16 protein-coding genes and 1 pseudogene are annotated in these 16,154 nt (G+C 61.7%); 13 read left to right on the forward strand and 4 right to left on the reverse strand.

Annotated features, from left to right (window positions below):
- The first annotated feature begins 81 nt into the window (after window positions 1–81).
- Together AC0L15_RS15825 and AC0L15_RS15830 are read left to right on the forward strand one after the other, a co-directional pair.
- The gene (locus AC0L15_RS15825) at window positions 82–1,593 is read left to right on the forward strand and encodes a leucyl aminopeptidase (protein WP_287282305.1); all 1,512 of its coding nucleotides are present in this window, start codon (window positions 82–84) and stop codon (window positions 1,591–1,593) included.
- Window positions 1,594–1,611: 18 nt separating this feature from the next.
- Window positions 1,612–2,061 carry a DNA polymerase III subunit chi gene (locus tag AC0L15_RS15830; protein WP_287073988.1) on the forward strand — a complete coding sequence of 150 codons (450 nt, stop codon included), beginning with the start codon at window positions 1,612–1,614 and terminating at the stop codon, window positions 2,059–2,061.
- 38 nt (window positions 2,062–2,099) lie between these two features.
- Here AC0L15_RS15830 and AC0L15_RS15835 read toward each other — a convergent pair whose 3' ends face one another.
- A complete protein-coding gene (locus AC0L15_RS15835; protein WP_473496560.1) occupies window positions 2,100–2,828 on the reverse strand; it encodes a haloacid dehalogenase type II in 729 nt (242 codons plus the stop codon).
- Between the two features lie 876 nt (window positions 2,829–3,704).
- Window positions 3,705–4,190 (reverse strand): annotated as a pseudogene (locus tag AC0L15_RS15840) (RidA family protein); the annotation flags it as partial.
- A 189-nt stretch (window positions 4,191–4,379) separates the two neighbouring features.
- Here AC0L15_RS15840 and AC0L15_RS15845 point away from each other — a divergent pair.
- The 10 genes from AC0L15_RS15845 (at window position 4,380) to AC0L15_RS15890 (ending at window position 13,806) form a co-directional block, all read left to right on the forward strand.
- Window positions 4,380–5,060, forward strand: a complete 681-nt coding sequence (locus tag AC0L15_RS15845) for a TetR/AcrR family transcriptional regulator (protein WP_473496561.1) — start codon at window positions 4,380–4,382, stop codon at window positions 5,058–5,060.
- A 231-nt stretch (window positions 5,061–5,291) separates the two neighbouring features.
- Window positions 5,292–6,026 carry a FadR/GntR family transcriptional regulator gene (locus AC0L15_RS15850; RefSeq protein WP_091590567.1) on the forward strand — a complete coding sequence of 245 codons (735 nt, stop codon included), beginning with the start codon at window positions 5,292–5,294 and terminating at the stop codon, window positions 6,024–6,026.
- Complete coding sequence (locus tag AC0L15_RS15855) at window positions 6,023–7,198, forward strand: PLP-dependent transferase (RefSeq protein ID WP_128247634.1); 1,176 nt, start codon at window positions 6,023–6,025, stop codon at window positions 7,196–7,198. The genes AC0L15_RS15850 and AC0L15_RS15855 overlap by 4 nt, the downstream gene beginning before the upstream one ends.
- A gap of 27 nt (window positions 7,199–7,225) precedes the next feature.
- Window positions 7,226–8,485 (forward strand): ABC transporter substrate-binding protein, encoded by a 1,260-nt coding sequence (locus tag AC0L15_RS15860; RefSeq protein ID WP_023800684.1) that lies wholly within the window; start codon window positions 7,226–7,228, stop codon window positions 8,483–8,485.
- A gap of 119 nt (window positions 8,486–8,604) precedes the next feature.
- Window positions 8,605–9,540, forward strand: coding sequence for a carbohydrate ABC transporter permease (locus AC0L15_RS15865; RefSeq protein WP_353682843.1), 936 nt, complete (start codon window positions 8,605–8,607; stop codon window positions 9,538–9,540).
- A 13-nt stretch (window positions 9,541–9,553) separates the two neighbouring features.
- A complete protein-coding gene (locus AC0L15_RS15870) occupies window positions 9,554–10,387 on the forward strand; it encodes a carbohydrate ABC transporter permease (RefSeq protein ID WP_287244064.1) in 834 nt (277 codons plus the stop codon).
- A 10-nt stretch (window positions 10,388–10,397) separates the two neighbouring features.
- Entirely contained in the window at window positions 10,398–11,498 is a 1,101-nt protein-coding gene (locus AC0L15_RS15875) for an ABC transporter ATP-binding protein (protein WP_287244062.1), read from the forward strand.
- Between the two features lie 259 nt (window positions 11,499–11,757).
- Window positions 11,758–12,372 (forward strand): hypothetical protein, encoded by a 615-nt coding sequence (locus AC0L15_RS15880; protein ID WP_287244059.1) that lies wholly within the window; start codon window positions 11,758–11,760, stop codon window positions 12,370–12,372.
- A gap of 3 nt (window positions 12,373–12,375) precedes the next feature.
- Complete coding sequence (locus AC0L15_RS15885; protein WP_287244056.1) at window positions 12,376–13,221, forward strand: 23S rRNA (adenine(2030)-N(6))-methyltransferase RlmJ; 846 nt, start codon at window positions 12,376–12,378, stop codon at window positions 13,219–13,221.
- A 132-nt stretch (window positions 13,222–13,353) separates the two neighbouring features.
- Complete coding sequence (locus AC0L15_RS15890) at window positions 13,354–13,806, forward strand: hypothetical protein (RefSeq protein WP_287053675.1); 453 nt, start codon at window positions 13,354–13,356, stop codon at window positions 13,804–13,806.
- On the opposite strand, the gene AC0L15_RS15895 is transcribed toward AC0L15_RS15890, so the two are convergent.
- Window positions 13,776–14,114 (reverse strand): transcriptional regulator, encoded by a 339-nt coding sequence (locus AC0L15_RS15895; protein ID WP_128247627.1) that lies wholly within the window; start codon window positions 14,112–14,114, stop codon window positions 13,776–13,778. The genes AC0L15_RS15890 and AC0L15_RS15895 overlap by 31 nt on opposite strands.
- 423 nt (window positions 14,115–14,537) lie before the next feature.
- Window positions 14,538–15,077, reverse strand: coding sequence for a hypothetical protein (locus AC0L15_RS15900; RefSeq protein WP_473496562.1), 540 nt, complete (start codon window positions 15,075–15,077; stop codon window positions 14,538–14,540).
- Window positions 15,078–15,542: 465 nt separating this feature from the next.
- Here AC0L15_RS15900 and AC0L15_RS15905 point away from each other — a divergent pair, with 465 nt between their 5' ends.
- On the forward strand, window positions 15,543–16,139 hold the full coding sequence (locus AC0L15_RS15905) for a glutathione S-transferase family protein (RefSeq protein ID WP_287244053.1): 597 nt from the start codon (window positions 15,543–15,545) through the stop codon (window positions 16,137–16,139).
- The last annotated feature ends 15 nt before the right edge of the window (window positions 16,140–16,154 follow it).

The following is a 16,154-nucleotide window of genomic DNA, read 5'->3' on the forward strand; positions in this document are numbered from 1 at the left end:
TTCCGGTCGGAAACAGCCAAATATCTGGTTCGTCAAGGCACTCCCCCGAAAACCCAACGCCCTTCCCGAAAGCAGGACATGATGACTTCGAGACCTTCGATCGCCTTTGCCAGGTTCGCAGTGCCCAAAAAAGGCAGCGTTTTCATGCTGGCGGCCAACGATGGCGGTCTCGGCGACGCGGCAAAGGCTTGCGATCCGGCAAAGACCCTGGAGCGGGCGTTTCCGGTGGCCGACTTTTCCGGCAAGTTCGCCGGCCTGGTCGAAGTGCTGGCGCCGGAGGGCACATCGCTCGACCGGCTGGTGGCGGTCGGCGCCGGCAAGGTCTCGGCGCTCGACGACTATGCCTGGCTCAAGCTTGGCGGCACCATCGCTGCATCCTTGCGCAAGGCGACGGAGGTGGCGGTCATGCTCGATCTGCCGGGTGCTGACGTCGGCGGCAGGCGAGCGGCACAGCTTGCCGCGGGCATTCTCCTGCGCAGCTATGCTTTCGACAAGTACAAGACGAAAAAGGACAATGGCGACGGCCAGCGCGATGGCAACAAGGCCGAGCCCAAAAAGCCGGTTAAGGTGACCATCCATACCGCCGATCCGGCGGCGGCGAAAAAGGCCTTCGCCGACGAGGTGGCGGTGATCGACGGGGTGCTCCTGGCGCGCGATCTGGTCAACGAACCGGCCAATATACTGGGGCCGGTGGAATTCGCCGCCCGCGTCAACGAACTGGAGGCGCTCGGCGTCGCGGTCGAGATCCTGGTCGAGAAGGAGATGAAGAAGCTCGGCATGGGCGCGCTGCTCGGCGTCGCACAAGGCTCGCCGCGTGGCGCGCGCCTGGCCGTCATGCGATGGAACGGCGGCAAGGCCAAGGACAGCCCGATTGCTTTCGTCGGCAAAGGCGTCACTTTCGACACCGGCGGCAATTCGATAAAGACGGCCTCCGGCATGGAGGACATGAAGGGCGACATGGGTGGCGCGGCCGCGGTGACCGGGCTGATGCACGCGCTGGCCGCGCGCAAGGCCAAGGCCAATGTCGTCGGCATCATCGGGCTGGTGGAAAATGCCGTCGACGGCCATGCGCAGCGCCCCGGCGACATCGTCACTTCGATGTCGGGCCAGACCATTGAGGTGCTCAACACCGACGCCGAAGGCCGCCTCGTCCTGGCCGATGCGCTGTGGTACTGCAGCGATCGCTTCCAGCCGAAATTCATGGTCAATCTGGCGACACTGACCGGCGCCACCATGGTCGCGCTCGGCCAGCACTATGCCGGGCTGTTCTCCAACAATGACGAATTGGCGAACAGGCTGACGAGCGCCGGGCAGGCGACGCAGGAACGCGTGTGGCGGATGCCGCTCGGCACCGAATACGACAAGCTGATCGATTCGAAAAATGCCGACATGAAGAACATCGGCGGCCGCTATGGCGGCGCCATCATCGCGGCGCAGTTCCTGCAGCGCTTCGTCAGGGATACACCCTGGGCGCATCTCGACATCGCCGGCACCGCGATGGGCGCGCCGTCCAGCGAGATCAACCAGTCATGGGCCTCCGGCTTCGGCGTCAGGCTGCTCGACCGGCTGGTTCGCGACAACTACGAGGAGTGAGCCTTTCAAGGCGCGATCATGGCCGACGTCCTGTTCTACCACCTGACCGAATCGACTCTGGAGGATGCGTTGCCCGGCCTGCTCGAGCGCAGTGTCGATCGCGGTTGGCGCGCCGTGGTACAGACCGGCTCCGAAGAACGGCGCGACGCGCTGGACCAGCATCTTTGGACCTTCAGGGACGATTCCTTCCTGGCGCATGCGACGGACCGCGAATCCTATCTGGCCGAGCAGCCGATCCTTTTGACAACCAGCCATGACAATCCGAATGAGGCGCAGATACGCTTCCTGGTTGACGGCGCGGTGCCGCCAAAGCTTGCCGGTTATGAGCGCGCCGTGTTCCTGTTCGACGGCCACGATGCGGCCCAGGTCGAGGCGGCGCGCACGCACTGGAAGACGATGAAGGAAGCCGGCCACGCAGTCACCTACTGGCAGCAGACCTCAGACCGGCGCTGGGAACGCAAGGCGTAGTAAAGCCTGCCGCCTGGGCGATCAGCAACCTGGGGTTGCTAAAACTGAAGTCGTTCAGCCAAGTCAATGAAGTCGCTGGCCACCAAGTCCCAGGTTTGATCAGGGTGCAGATCCGTGGCCTGAGCTACCCCGTGCTCGGTCGGACGCGGGACAAAGGCTGTTCGCAATCCGCATGCCCGAGCCGCTGCAAGGTCGCCATTGTGGGCGGCCACAAGACAGATCTCATCCGGCTTCATTGCCAGCACGTCAGCGGTGCGAAGATAGGCTTCCGGCGCAGGCTTGTAGGCTTGCACGACTTCGGCACCGAGGATCGCATCCCAGGGGATGCGACTGCGCTTCGCCATGTTGAGCATGAGGGCGATGTTGCCGTTCGAGAGCGGCGCGATGATATAGTGGGCCCTGAGCCGTGCAAGGCCGGCCACCACGTCCGGCCATGGCTCCAATCGGTGCCATGCCAGGTTCAGTTCGTCCAGCTCGGACGCCGGCACCAAGGCCGGGTCGATCCCGAATTCTGGCAAAACGGCTTCCAGATTCTCCCGATGCAGCACGTCGAGCCGTGTAAAGGGCCGCCGGCCGCTGCGCACCTCCTCCATTGCTGGGGAGTAACGGCGGCGCCACGCATCCGTGAAAGCGGCAGGAATAGCGGATCCTGCTCCATGCCGCTTCAGGAACGGCTCAACTTCGCGCGCCACGCCGCTGCGCCAATCGACGACAGTGCCGAACACGTCGAATACCAACGCACGTACGCCATCCAAAGCCATCAACATTCGGCTCCTCGATCCGCACACTATTTTTTCTTTGTCGCCTGCCTCGTTTTCCCCTTTTCACGGCCTTGCCAATTTGCTCGGCGATGCGGTCGGGCTTACGCGCGATGACGGCTGTGCAAATTAGATTGCAAAATGGACAAAGGGCACTGTCACCGATATTCCAGTGGCCTGGGCGCCGGCAACAACCCGGTACCGGCATGAGCGGAAGGGTGGCGGGCGCCACCATCGCGCCCATCCGCTTTCATTCGTTTGCCTTGAGCCAGATCTTTTGCGGACCGTGACCCTTGAAGGGGTATTGTGGATCACTTGGATCGTAAACGAGTGATGGCCCGCTGGCGTCGAGGGGCGGGCACCAACGAAAACTGAACCCGTCGCTTCGCAACGAGAGTTCAAGATCGCAGCCTCCAAATGCGAGGCCGACCCGGCGTCCCATTACCTTTTGATCACGCTGAAAGTACTCCCAGGTCATCTTCTGGACTCGGTCGCTGGGCATCGCCGCGTCCGTGAACTCCAAGTACATCGTCCAGGTCTTCGGTTTGACAAGGAGGCTCCTAATCGCATCCTCTCCAGGAGAATTATCGGCTCCGAAAGCGGAAACGGAGAGTAGGACGATTGCCAAGGCGGATCGGATTGCCCGCATCATGCAGACCCCGTTAAGCACCATCTGTGCCTTGTTGTAGCGCAGTCAGGGAGGCAAATCAGCAAAATGTCCGATTATGGCATGATCTCGGAAATGCCGGTTGTCCGGTTTTGCTGTTGATGGCGTCTAATTACTGATCGCCGTAGGAACGCCCATTGCTGAGCGTCCCTACCGCGATCCTTAATACGTAATTCCGCGAAGCTCATGACAATTGCGAAAGGCGAGCGGCACCACTGTTCCAGAATGACGACGGCCTCCACCTCGAAGAGCATGGGGTCAATTGCAAGCTTGGGAACGGGAATCAGGGTCTGCGCCGGCAGCGCTTCACCGAACATTTTTTTGACGTTCTTGGTCAACACCTCGAGCTTGGACATATCGTGATCGACCACGAAGACCGTTAGCTTGGCGACCTGATCCGGCTTCGCACCGAGCGCATCGAGGGCGGTGCGCAAATTTGTGTAGGCCTGCTCAACCTGGACAGCGAAGTCGGGCGACAAGGCTCCCGTGCCGTCTTGCCCGCCCTGTCCGGAGATGTAGGCCACCCGGGCTCCGCGCGGCGTGATCACCGCCGTGCTGTAGCCATTTGGCGACGGGTCGTAGAGGTTTTGTGGATTGACGATGGTCAGCTTGAGATCCTTCTCATTGGCTGTCGTGGCAGTGGGAACTCCCATGGTCATGATGATTAGCCCTTCGATAAGCAGATGCTTGATTGCGCGTGACATGATTTTCTCTTGGCTATGCGAGCAACGTACCCTCCCGGCCGGCATTATTGAACTTTAACCGTATCGCCCATACGATGACTCGTGCGACGTACGAGTCATCTTATGGTACGTCGTACGAGTCAATCGTTCAGATCGACATTCGTTCGCGTTGCCGGTCAAAATCGACGTTCTGAACAGCGAGGAAGACGGATGGCTGCCAAACGCAGCGGCCGGAGCAAACGAGGGACAAATGAGCGGCTCCAGCCCCTGCAGGAGCCGCGCAGTGAACCGCCGCTCTCTCGGGAACGTATCGTGGCGACCGCGGTGGAACTGCTTGACGCTCAAGGAGTCGACGGATTGACGATGCGTCGGCTGGCCGATCGCCTCGGCTCGGGCGTGATGAGCCTATATTGGCACGTCGACAACAAAGAGGATGTCTTTGATCTGGCGCTCGACTCGGTGCTTGAATATCGCGGACCGCCGCAAACAGCTCAAGACTGGCGCGGAGAAGTCGTTCATGTGCTCGAAGACTGGCGCGCCAGCATGCTGCGCCACCCTTGGTCGGCATCGCTGTTGCCGCGCCGAGCGCTCGGCCCGAACATCCTCGGTCGCTTGGAACTGCTGAGCAAGACCTTGTCCAGGGCCGGCGTTGCGGACTCAGATGTGAACGTTGCGATATGGTCGCTCTGGAACTATGTGATGGGCGCCACCATCACCCGGGCGAGCTTCGACCTCTCGGACGACGACAGGGCCGCTGCGCAGCAGCGCCTTACGCGTCTCAGCGAACGTTATCCGACAATCGAACGCTCTCGTCTGCTGTTGGACAATGATTGGGACGGCGCTTTCAAGAATGGCCTCGGCTTCCTGCTCGATGGCCTCTCTCCAAAATGAGGCTGAACGGTAACCTTGGCTGAAACCGACTGTCGCAAAATCGCTGATTAAAATCACAGTTTTGCAGCTGATTTTTGCAAGGTCGCAGAAGACGCGGCAACGTCCAGGGTTCCGCAATGAGTGTGAGCCGAAATGCAACCTCTGCACTGCCGAGGCCACTTGACGAAAGCCTGGTGGCGCGCAAAACTGCTAAGATGTCAGACCAATTTTGGGCGTAGATACCCCATGCGAATGCGCGGCGAACTGCCCGGGGCACCTGCCACGCGTGTGGCAATCGCCACGCTCCCGCCGTTGGACCGCGGCAAACAAGTCATGGAAGCGCTGGCAGACTATGTCGAGCGCGCTGCGCTGAAGAGCGGTGACCGGCTTCCGACCGAACGCGAATTGATGGCCGCGCTTTCCGTGGGGCGTTCGACAATTCGCGAGGCGATGGGGCGTTTCGAAGCACTCGGCGTCACCGAGACCCGCAAAGGCAGCGGCACCTATCTGCTCAAGCCGATATCCGCCGGCACGATCCATTTGCCGCTGTCGCTCAATACGGCTGAGCTGCGCGATGGTCTCTTGCATACCCTCGAGGTGCGCCGCGGCATCGAGGCCGAGGCAAGCATGGTTGCGGCGCGGCGGCGGACAGTCGACGATCTGCGGACGATCGAGGAAAAACTCATCGAGATGGAGCGCGTCCATCTCGCCACCGGCACGTCGGGGCCGGAAGACCTGGCCTTTCACCTGGCGGTCTATGATGCCACGCACAACCCGCTTTTCCGGCAGCTCCTGGGGCAGATGCGCGAAGCGTTCGAGCGCTTCTGGGACCATCCTTTCGACCGGCAGGATTTCGCGCGGCGATCGTTCCCGTATCACCGTGAGCTGTTCGATGCCATCGTCGCCGGGGACGCGGAGCTGGCGCGCGGAAAAACGCTGAAGATCCTGGAGATCGTGGAAGAGGATATCGAGGAAATGTCGAAATGAATGGCCCAGATTTTTTCGACCAGGCCTCGCTGATCGCCGCCCATGACGAGGGCAACGCCTTCGATGCCGTCGTCCCGCCGATCGTGCAGACCTCGCTCTTCACCTTCTCGAATTATGACGAGATGCTCGAAACATACCGCGGCGAAAAAGTGCGGCCGACCTACACGCGCGGGCTGAACCCGACAGTGCGCATGTTCGAGGAAATGCTGGCAAAGCTGGAGGGCGCCGAGGACGCGATCGGCTTTGCAAGCGGCATGTCCGCCATCTCATCGGCCGTGCTGAGTTTCGTCGAACCGGGCGACCGCATTGTCGCGGTCAGGCATATCTACCCGGACGCGTTCCGGCTGTTCGGGACGTTGCTCGCGCGCATGCGCATCGAGGTGACCTATGTCGACGGGCGCGACGAGGCGGCTGTCGCGAGCGCGCTGCCTGGCGCCAAGCTGTTCTATATGGAAAGCCCCACCAGCTGGGTCATGGAAACGCATGACATCGGCGCGCTCGCTGCGCGGGCAAAGTCCCGCGGCATCCCGACCATCATCGATAACAGCTGGGCCAGCCCGGTCTTTCAGCGGCCGCTGTCGCTCGGCGTCGACGTTGTGGTCCACTCCGCATCCAAGTACCTGGGCGGCCACAGCGACGTGGTGGCCGGCGTGGTCGCGGGCTCGAAGGAATTGATCGGCCGCATCCGCGGCGAAGCCTATCCATATCTCGGCGGCAAGCTGTCGCCATTCGATGCCTGGCTCTTGATTCGCGGCTTGCGCACACTGCCGATCCGGATGCGCGCGCATCAGGCCTCCGGCCTCGAAATCGCACGGCGCCTGCGGGATCATCCAATCGTTGAGAGGGTCTGCCATCCAGGGTTGGCCAACCTGCTTCCCGCGGGGCTCACCGGCACGTCGGGCCTGTTCTCATTTGTCTTCCGCGACGGCATCGACATCCGCACCTTTGCCGACCGCCTCAAACTGTTCAAGCTGGGCGTGTCGTGGGGCGGCCACGAAAGCCTCATCGTGCCCGGCGAGGTCGTGCTGCAGCAGAAGGCCCAACCCAATTCCGCGATGGCGTTCGGCGTCCATCCGCGGTCCGTGCGTCTCCATGTCGGCCTCGAGGGAACCGAGGCGCTGTGGAGTGACCTGGAAACGGCGATCGACGCCGCTTCCGAAGAAAAGACCTGAAGCAACCAGACAAGAAGGGAACGGAAAATGAAGAAGCTTCTTATCGCCGCATTCGCCACCGTACTGATGTCGGGTGCTGCACTCGCCGACACGACGCTGAAGCTCGTGGAGGTGATCACCAGCCCCGAGCGTACCGAAACCCTTAAGTCGATCGTCGCCAAGTTCGAGGCGGCCAACCCGGGCACCAAGGTCGAGGTGATCTCGCTGCCTTGGGGCGAGGCGTTCCAGAAATTCGCGACCATGGTGTCTGCCGGCGAAATCCCCGACGTCATGGAGATGCCGGACACCTGGCTGTCGCTCTATGCCAACAACGGCCTTCTCGAAAGCCTCGAACCCTATCTTGCCAAATGGGAGCACACCTCGGGCCTCACCGATCGCGCGCTCGAACTCGGCCGCGACGTGAACAACACCGCCTACATGCTGCCCTACGGCTTCTATCTGCGGGCGATGTTCTACAACAAGAAGCTGTTCAAGGAGGCTGGTGTCACCGAGCCGCCCAAGACAATGGACGAGTTCGTGGCGGCATCGGAGAAAGTATCCAAGCTTCCAGGCAAATATGGCTACTGCCTGCGCGGCGGGCCGGGTGGCCTCAACGGCTGGATCATGTTCGGCGCAACCATGGCCGGCTCCAACGAGTTCTTCAATGAGGACGGCACCTCGACCATGAACAGCGAGGGCTGGGTCAAGGGACTGACCTGGGTCGTCGATCTGTACAAGAAGGGATTGGCGCCGAAGGACAGCGTCAACTGGGGTTTTAACGAAATCGTCGCGGGATTCTACACCGGCACCTGCGCAATGCTTGATCAGGATCCAGACGCGCTGATCGCGATAGCCGAGCGGATGAAGCCGGAAGACTACGGCGTCACGACCATGCCGAAGGGGCCGAGCGGCAAGACGTTCCCGACCATCGGCTATGCCGGTTGGTCGATGATGGCGGCCAGCCAGAACAAGGACCTCTCCTGGAAGCTGATCGAAACGCTCGAAGGGCCCGAGGGCAATGTCGAATGGAACAAACGCACCGGAGCGCTGCCGGTCCACAAGTCGGCCGAAAAGGACCCCTTCTACGCAAGCGAGCAGTTCAAGGGCTGGTTCGCTGAACTCGAGGACAAGGATGCGGTGCCAACGGTTATGCCGACCTATCTCGAGGAGTTCGCCTTCTTCAAGGACTCGATGGTCATCAAGACCAGTCAACAGGCACTGCTTGGCGATATCACGCCAGAGGAAATGGCCAACCAGTGGGCCGACTATCTGACCAAGGCGCAGCAGAAATACCTGGCCAAGAAATAAACGGCGGACGCCAGGCATCGGAGCCGCCCATCGCGGGTGGCTCCGATGGCTCTCGTCCAAGGTCGGTTGGAAGGATGGTCGATTGGGCGGATGGCCAATTGGAGCGAAAGCGTTAGCTGATGGTTTTTGACGCCACCGCCGGGTTCCCGGAATCGCGCCACCGGTCGCTGGTCGACCGGATCACGCGCCACGCCGAGCCATATCTTTACACCGCCCCGGCGTTGATTCTGATCGTCACCATCATGCTGGCGCCGCTGGTGTTAGGCCTATCCTACGCCTTCCGCGACGTGCACTTGCTCAATCCCTTCTCTGGCGGCTATGTCGGGCTCGATCATTTTCGCACCCTTTATGACGACGACAATTTCTATCGGGCGCTGCGCAACACGCTGTGGTGGACCGGCGCGTCCGTCTTGCTGCAATTCGTGTTCGGCCTGATCCTGGCGCTGTTGCTCGACCGGCCGTTCGCCGGCCGCGCCATAGCGCAGGCGCTGGTGTTCCTGCCCTGGGCGGTGCCGACTTTCCTCACCGGTCTCAACTGGGCGTGGCTGTTCAACCCCGTCATCGGACCGCTGCCGCATTGGCTTTATGCGCTCGGCCTCATGAATGAGCCAGCCAACATCCTTTCCAATCCGCAGCTTGCCATGTGGGGACCGATCATCGCCAACGTCTGGTGGGGCATTCCCTTCTTCGCCATCACGCTGCTGGCCGCGCTCCAGGCCATTCCGCGCGACCTCTACGAGGCGGCGGCGATCGACGGCGCCGGGGCATTCAGGCGGTTCACGTCGATCACCTTGCCGTTCCTTGCGCCGACCATTGCGATCACCGTGCTGTTGCGCACCGTTTGGATCTCGAACTTCGCCGACCTGATCATCGTCATGACCAGCGGCGGGCCAGCCGACCGCACGCAGATCGTCGCGAGCTACATCTTCACGCAAGCCTTCAGGGCCCTGGATTTTGGCTATGCCTCGGCCATTGCGCTGGTTCTGCTCGTCCTGTTGCTCGCCTATTCGATGCTAATCGTCATGCTGCGGCAAGTCCTGATGGATCGGGCCTGATCGGGATGACCAGATGAACAGCTATTCGACCTTCGGCACCGCGCTGCACCGCCTGGCGATCCTTTGCTACGTCCTCTTTGCACTGTTCCCGCTGTTCTGGCTGTTGAAAGTATCGGTCACGCCGAACGACTTGCTCTATTCCGAGGGCGTCCGGATGTGGCCGTCGCGGATGAGCTTTGAACATTTCCGCTTCGTGCTGGCCCACAGCGCGTTCCCGGTCTTCTTCAGGAACAGCATGATCGTTGCCGGCGCGACGGCCGTGATCGTGACGCTGCTTGCGTCTCTCTCCGGCTATGCGCTGTCGCGCTTCACCTTCCGCGGCAAATACTGGCTGGTCGCGCTGATGCTGCTCACCCAGATGTTTCCGTTGGTGATGCTGGTCGCGCCGATCTTCAAGATGCTCTCGCCGCTCGGGCTGACCAACAGCCTGACCGGGCTGGTGGTCGTCTACGCCGCCTTCAACATCCCCTTCGCGACGTTCCTGATGCAGTCGTTTTTCGACGGCATTCCCAAGGAGTTGGAGGAGGCGGCCAAGATCGATGGCGCCACGCAGTTCATGGCGTTTCGCCAGATCGTCCTGCCGCTGACGCTGCCCGGCATTGCGGCGACGCTGGGTTTTGTATTCACCGCCGCATGGAGCGAACTGCTGTTCGCGCTGATGCTGATTTCGGGCAACAGCGCCGCCACGTTTCCGGTCGGTCTGCTCACCTTCGTGTCGAAGTTTTCGGTCGATTTCGGGCAGATGATGGCGGCCGGCGTGCTGGCGCTGATCCCGGCCTGCCTCTTCTTCCTGTTCATCCAGCGCTATCTGGTCCAGGGCCTGACGGCCGGCGCGGTCAAGGGCTGAGTGAGGTTCCATGGCATCGATCGACATCCGCAACGTCCGCAAGAATTTCGGCGTCGTCTCCGTGCTGCATGGCGTCGACCTGTCGATAGAGAACGGCGAGTTCGTGGTGCTGGTGGGGCCGTCGGGCTGCGGCAAGAGCACGCTGCTCCGCATGATCGCCGGGCTCGAGGAGGTGACCGAAGGTGAGATCCGGATCGACGGCATGCGCGTCAATGAGCGGGCGCCCAAGGACCGCGACATCGCCATGGTGTTCCAGTCCTACGCGCTCTATCCGCACATGAATGTCGCCGAGAACATGAGCTACGGCCTGCGCATCCGGAAGGCTGCCCGCGAGAAGATCACGGCCGCCGTCAGCAATGCAGCAAGGAAGCTTGAGTTGCAGCCGCTGCTTGCGCGGCGGCCGAAGGCACTGTCGGGCGGTCAGCGTCAGCGCGTGGCGATGGGCCGCGCGATCGTGCGACAGCCCAAGGCATTCCTGTTCGACGAGCCGCTGTCCAATCTCGATGCGCGCTTGCGTGAGCAGATGCGGGCAGAGATCAAGAAGCTGCACCGCGATCTCGGCGCGACCTCGATTTATGTCACCCACGACCAGATCGAGGCGATGACACTGGCCGACCGGATCGTCGCCATGCATGAGGGCGTGGTGCAGCAGGTCGGTAGTCCGCTGGAGCTTTACGACCGCCCTGCCAACCTGTTCGTCGCCGGCTTCATCGGATCGCCGGCGATGAATTTTCTGTCGGCGCGCTATGAGATCGGCGTAGGCACGGCCGGCGCGCGATTGCCTGACGGAACGCTGATTGGGCTTTCGTCAGCCTATCAACTCGAGGAGGGCGCGGCGGTGACGCTCGGCATCCGGCCGGAGCATGTCGAGATGTCGCCGGCATCGGAGAGTAGCCTGAGGGCGACGGTCGACTTGATCGAGCCGACCGGCTTCGGCATCATCCTGCATCTCGGCCTGCATGGCCTGCCATTCAACGTCTTCACGCTGGACAGGGCGGCGCTGACGGCTGGCCCGACGGTGACGGTGGCTTTCCCGCCGCAACATCTGCATTTGTTCGACGAGACTGGAATGCGCGCATTGGAAACGAGCCTCCAGCAGGGGAAAGGCTGATCGTCCTTATCGGGCGCTCAGATCATTCGGATTCTCCCACAACCGGTTCCCACCTTTGGGTCCGATGCTATTGTCTATCTTGGGACCGCCGAATTCGATACGACATTTGACCTCTGCCTCGACATGGCTTTGGGACGGGATGGAACGCGCCAGGCGGTGCTAGACCATGATTCCGAACCGAATGTCGGCGAAGCAAAAGTGGGAACCGATTTTCGGACGAGATCATGGTCAAACAAAAGCAGGCAAGGTAGTCGAGCGCATGCGCTTTCTGTTTCTTCTGATCCTGCTCGCCGGCATCGGCATCGGCGTCGTCTATCCCTGGGCGATGACCAATTTCTCCGGCCATGAGATCGGCACATGGCGGGTCTACGAGCAGGGTCGGTTCATGCCGGCGACGGTGCCGCTGGCCGCTCGCGACGCGGCGGTGCGGGTGCTGGTCGACCTCACCGCGAGAACCGAACGCATCGTCGTCTCGCAACAACGCACGGTGCTGACGCTGACCGCCGCCACCGGCGGCAGGACGGTGCTCGCCTCGACGCTGCAATTCAATCATTCGGAAAATCCGCGCCAGGTCAGCCCGCAACTGCCGGACAAGATCTTTCGCGACGAAGCCGGCCTGATCGCGAAGGTCAGCCCCGGCCCGTACCTCTTCACCATCGGCCCGGGCGACGCCGAAGGCATCGAGATGCGGGCGGTGGACCTCGTGCTGCGTTCCGGCGTCGGCGAGATCGATCGCCGGGCGCGGCCGGTTGGCTTCTCGCTGATAGCGGCCGGCCTGATCGGGCTGCTGTTGGCGTTCCGTTTCGGCGGCCGCCGGCCGCAAAATCCGAACTCGCAGCCGCCACCGCCACGCTGGGGCAGGGGCTCGAACTAGATCGTGAATTACCGCCACGCCTATCACGCCGGAAACTTCGCCGATGTCGTCAAGCATGTCGTGCTGAGCCGGCTCGTCGAATATCTGAAGCAAAAGGACAAGGCCTTTCGCGTCATCGACACCCATGCCGGCATCGGCCGCTACGACCTGTCGTCGACTGAAGCGCAAAAGACCGGTGAATGGCAAGGCGGTATCGGCCGACTGGTCGATGCCGCGCTTGACGCACCGGCGGCAGCACTACTGGCGCCTTATCTGGAAGCTGTCCGTTCGCTCAATCCTGAAGGTGGCGTGAAAAAATATCCGGGCTCACCGCTGATCGCGCGTCATCTCATGCGCAAGCAGGACCGGCTGTCGGCGATCGAGTTGCAATTCCAGGACGCCGCGAAGCTGAGGGCGCTGTTCCAAGGCGATTTCCAGACCCGGGTGATCGAGCTCGACGGCTGGCTGGCACTCGGCGCGCATCTGCCGCCGAAGGAAAAGCGCGGCCTCGTGCTGGTCGATCCGCCCTTCGAGGAGGAGGGCGAATTCGACCGCCTCGTCGACGGGCTGCGGAAAGCCCACAAGCGCTGGCCCGGCGGCGTCTATGCGTTGTGGTACCCGGTCAAGGATCGCAAGGCGGTCGCCGCCTTCCGCAAGGCGCTGGCGCAGTCAGGTGTCCCTAAGCTGCTCGACATCGGCTTCGAGATCAGGCCGCCGTCGGCCGAGCCCAGCCTCGACGGCAGCGGCATGGTGGTGGTCAACCCGCCGTTCACGCTGGAAGGCGAATTGCGCACGCTGCTGCCGGCTTTGCACAAATTGCTTGTCATTGAAAAACCGGCGCATTGGACGCTGGAATGGCTGGCGGCGTAGGGCGGCAGAGCTATCCGCGCGCCTGTCCTGGTTGAAGGCGATTTCGAACTAGGAAACCATTGTCGCTACAGCCGCTTGACCGCGCGCAAGCGAATCCGCACAGTGCGCGCAGTCGACCATAAAGAGGCTGCCATGACTCGCTTCGCCCAATCCGCCCTTGCCGCACTGATCGCGCTTTGCACGCCACTCGGCACGTCTCTCGCTGTCACCCAGCCAGCAAAGGCAGCCGACCTTGCCGTCTATACCGAAGAAGACAGCGGCGTTTGCGGTGAGGCCTGGGTCCTGAACAAGATCACCAGCCGCTTCTCCTACCAGGTGCACCACGTGCCGAATCTGCCCGACGTCGAGATTGTCGATTTCCAGGGCATCCACCAGCATCGCTATCTGCCAGCCAACGAAACCTGGCCGATCGGCCGCCGCTATTGCGGCGCCACAGTCAGCCTGTCCGACGGCCACGCCCGCAACATCTGGTATCTGATCGAGGAAGGGCAGGGCTTTGCCTCGATCGGCGATAATGTCGAATTCTGCGTCGCGGGCTTCGACCGCTGGATGGTCTACAACGGCCGCTGCCGCGTCCTGCGCTGAACGCGTTTGCCGGGCTGCTCCGCCTCATCGAGGATGGCGCGAAGGAAAGCGGCGTGACCGCGAAAGGCGCGCCGTCCGATTGACGTCGCCCTGACCCGCGTCTGCGGTCGACGTCCGACAAACAGCTTTTCGACATCGACATAGCCCGCCGTGGCAAGCGTATCGATATGCGAGCCGAGATTGCCGTCGGTCGCATTGACGATGAGCTTCAATCGGGTGAATTCCAGCGCTTCGCGCCGTTCCAGAGAATTCAGCGCCGCCATGATCCTGAGCCGCACGCTCTGGTGGATGATTTCGTCGGCAGCCATTATCGGGCCTGCTGTGGTGTCCGGCGTTCAGTCTCACTGATCTGGGACAGCGCCGCCCGATATTGCGCGAATGACATGCGCTCTTCCAGATGATTCAGAATACTCTGCCAAATAGAGTAATCTGTCAACCGTGGACAAATCATGGCAAGCGGAATTGCCGCGCTTTGCTTTTGCAGCTTGTGTAGATCGCCTGCTAGAACAAGAAGATGAGATCGATGAACCAGCCGTCATGGTGGTGTCGGTCGACGATCAATGAACAAAAAAGGCTTGCTAAGCTTCAGCGCCTTGAGGTGGGATTGGTTCCGGCCATGCGCGCAGAATGTCTGTCGCAAACGGTCGGCAAAGCTCGAAGAGCAGCGCCGGCATTTTGCGAAATCAGCACGAGCGTAGTGTCGCGTGTAACCGAAACTTAAACTTCGAAAATCATCCTGATGCTTCGCTGGCTAGACAAGCGCGAGTCAGATATGCATTACGCGCCGGGTCATTAACGGCCGTCGGCACAACTAAGGGGCATGATATGGCTAAACAGTCATCCAAAGCGCCGGCATCCAAGTCACCGGCAAAGCAGGCACCGGCAAAGAAAGCACCAGTAAAGGCAGTGGCGGCAAAGGCCGCAGCCGCTGTGAAGAAAGCAGCACCTGCTGCCAAGCCGAAGGCCGCCGCGGCCAAGGCAAAAGCAGCGCCCGCCAAGAAGCCGGCTGCGAAGGCTTCGGCAAAACCGGCAGTGAAGAAGGCAGCACCGGCCAAGGCTGCGCCCGCCAAGGCAAAAGCAGCGCCGGCCAAGAAGCCGGCTGCAAAGGCCGCGGCCAAGCCCGCAGCGAAGAAAGCTGCGCCTGCCAAGACTGCACCCGCAAAGAAGGCTGCGCCGGCAAAGAAAGCGGCGGCAGCGAAGTCTTCGGTAGCGGTGAAGAAAGCAGCGCCTGCGGCCAAGCCAAAGGCGAAGGCCGCGACCGCGAAGGCCAAGAAGTAATCGCGTTTCTTCGCTCGCGGAGGACAGTGCTGAAGACGGTTGAGGGCGGGTGCCGGATAGGCGCCTCGCTCGCAGGGTCAGTGCTCGGGCGGCAACAGAGGCGGAGGGAAGACAGCTTTTCGCAGCTCCCAGGACTTCGCCTTACGGCGAAGTCCGGTGGGGCATTTCTCTGTGCCCGGAGAGAAATTCTTGGTGCAAGACCGAGTTGGCTCGGTGTCGAACCCGTCTGACCTGCTCAGATGCTCTCAGGCTGGAACTTGTACCGCTCATCTGCCTGCGGATCGTGGAAGAGGACGGTCGTTCGCCGTGGCGCCCGGTTTTTCCGCCTGTGGGCTGTTGATCATGTCGGGATGTCCGGCCAACAGTGTCGCGGAAATGGATCACACGCAAATTCAAAGTGCTACAGCGTCATTTGCGCGTCCATGCTCTGTACTCACTCGGCAAACAGGAACCCGATCATGCCCAGACTGCTCTACGCGTCCACGTCGCCCTATAGTTCCAAAGTGCGCATGGCCGCGCTTTATGCCGGCATCGCCGTCGAGCTCGTGCCGATAAAAACCGAAGACAAACCGGCTGATCTGATCGACGCCAATCCACTCGGCAAGATCCCGGTGCTGGTGCTCGACGACGGCCGCTCGATCCACGATAGCCGCGCCATTACCCAGCATCTCAACCGCATGTCGAAGAACGCGCTGTTTCCACGCAATCCCGACAAGCGCCTCGAGGCGGAAGTGCTTGAGGCACTGGCCGACGGCATCTGCGACTGCGCGCTGTCGATGGTCTATGAGCGGCGCACGCGCCCCGAGGATATGGTCTATCAGCCGTGGCTTGACCGCCAGTGGGCGAAGATCACCAGCGCGCTCGATCTGCTCAACGCCAATCCGCCAAAACTGCCAAAGAAGATCACCGCCGGCCAGCTGGCGCTGCGCGCCTGCCTTGGCTATCTCTCACTGCGCTTTCCCGGAAAATGGGAAAAGGGCCGCAATCGGCTGATCCGCTGGGCGGCGCGATTTGACGAGAAGTTTCCCGATCTGAAACCCTGCGTCCCGGCGTGAGCGGCTGCCAGAGAA

This window comes from Mesorhizobium sp. WSM4846, from assembly GCF_055811415.1.

Coding starts and splice junctions, on each gene's coding strand:
- AC0L15_RS15825 (WP_287282305.1), top strand. CDS start 82: ATGACTTCGAGACCTTCGATCGCCTTTGCCAGGTTCGCAGTGCCCAAA.
- AC0L15_RS15830 (WP_287073988.1), top strand. CDS start 1,612: ATGGCCGACGTCCTGTTCTACCACCTGACCGAATCGACTCTGGAGGAT.
- AC0L15_RS15835 (WP_473496560.1), bottom strand. CDS start 2,828: ATGTTGATGGCTTTGGATGGCGTACGTGCGTTGGTATTCGACGTGTTC.
- AC0L15_RS15845 (WP_473496561.1), top strand. CDS start 4,380: ATGGCTGCCAAACGCAGCGGCCGGAGCAAACGAGGGACAAATGAGCGG.
- AC0L15_RS15850 (WP_091590567.1), top strand. CDS start 5,292: ATGCGCGGCGAACTGCCCGGGGCACCTGCCACGCGTGTGGCAATCGCC.
- AC0L15_RS15855 (WP_128247634.1), top strand. CDS start 6,023: ATGAATGGCCCAGATTTTTTCGACCAGGCCTCGCTGATCGCCGCCCAT.
- AC0L15_RS15860 (WP_023800684.1), top strand. CDS start 7,226: ATGAAGAAGCTTCTTATCGCCGCATTCGCCACCGTACTGATGTCGGGT.
- AC0L15_RS15865 (WP_353682843.1), top strand. CDS start 8,605: ATGGTTTTTGACGCCACCGCCGGGTTCCCGGAATCGCGCCACCGGTCG.
- AC0L15_RS15870 (WP_287244064.1), top strand. CDS start 9,554: ATGAACAGCTATTCGACCTTCGGCACCGCGCTGCACCGCCTGGCGATC.
- AC0L15_RS15875 (WP_287244062.1), top strand. CDS start 10,398: ATGGCATCGATCGACATCCGCAACGTCCGCAAGAATTTCGGCGTCGTC.
- AC0L15_RS15880 (WP_287244059.1), top strand. CDS start 11,758: ATGCGCTTTCTGTTTCTTCTGATCCTGCTCGCCGGCATCGGCATCGGC.
- AC0L15_RS15890 (WP_287053675.1), top strand. CDS start 13,354: ATGACTCGCTTCGCCCAATCCGCCCTTGCCGCACTGATCGCGCTTTGC.
- AC0L15_RS15895 (WP_128247627.1), bottom strand. CDS start 14,114: ATGGCTGCCGACGAAATCATCCACCAGAGCGTGCGGCTCAGGATCATG.
- AC0L15_RS15905 (WP_287244053.1), top strand. CDS start 15,543: ATGCCCAGACTGCTCTACGCGTCCACGTCGCCCTATAGTTCCAAAGTG.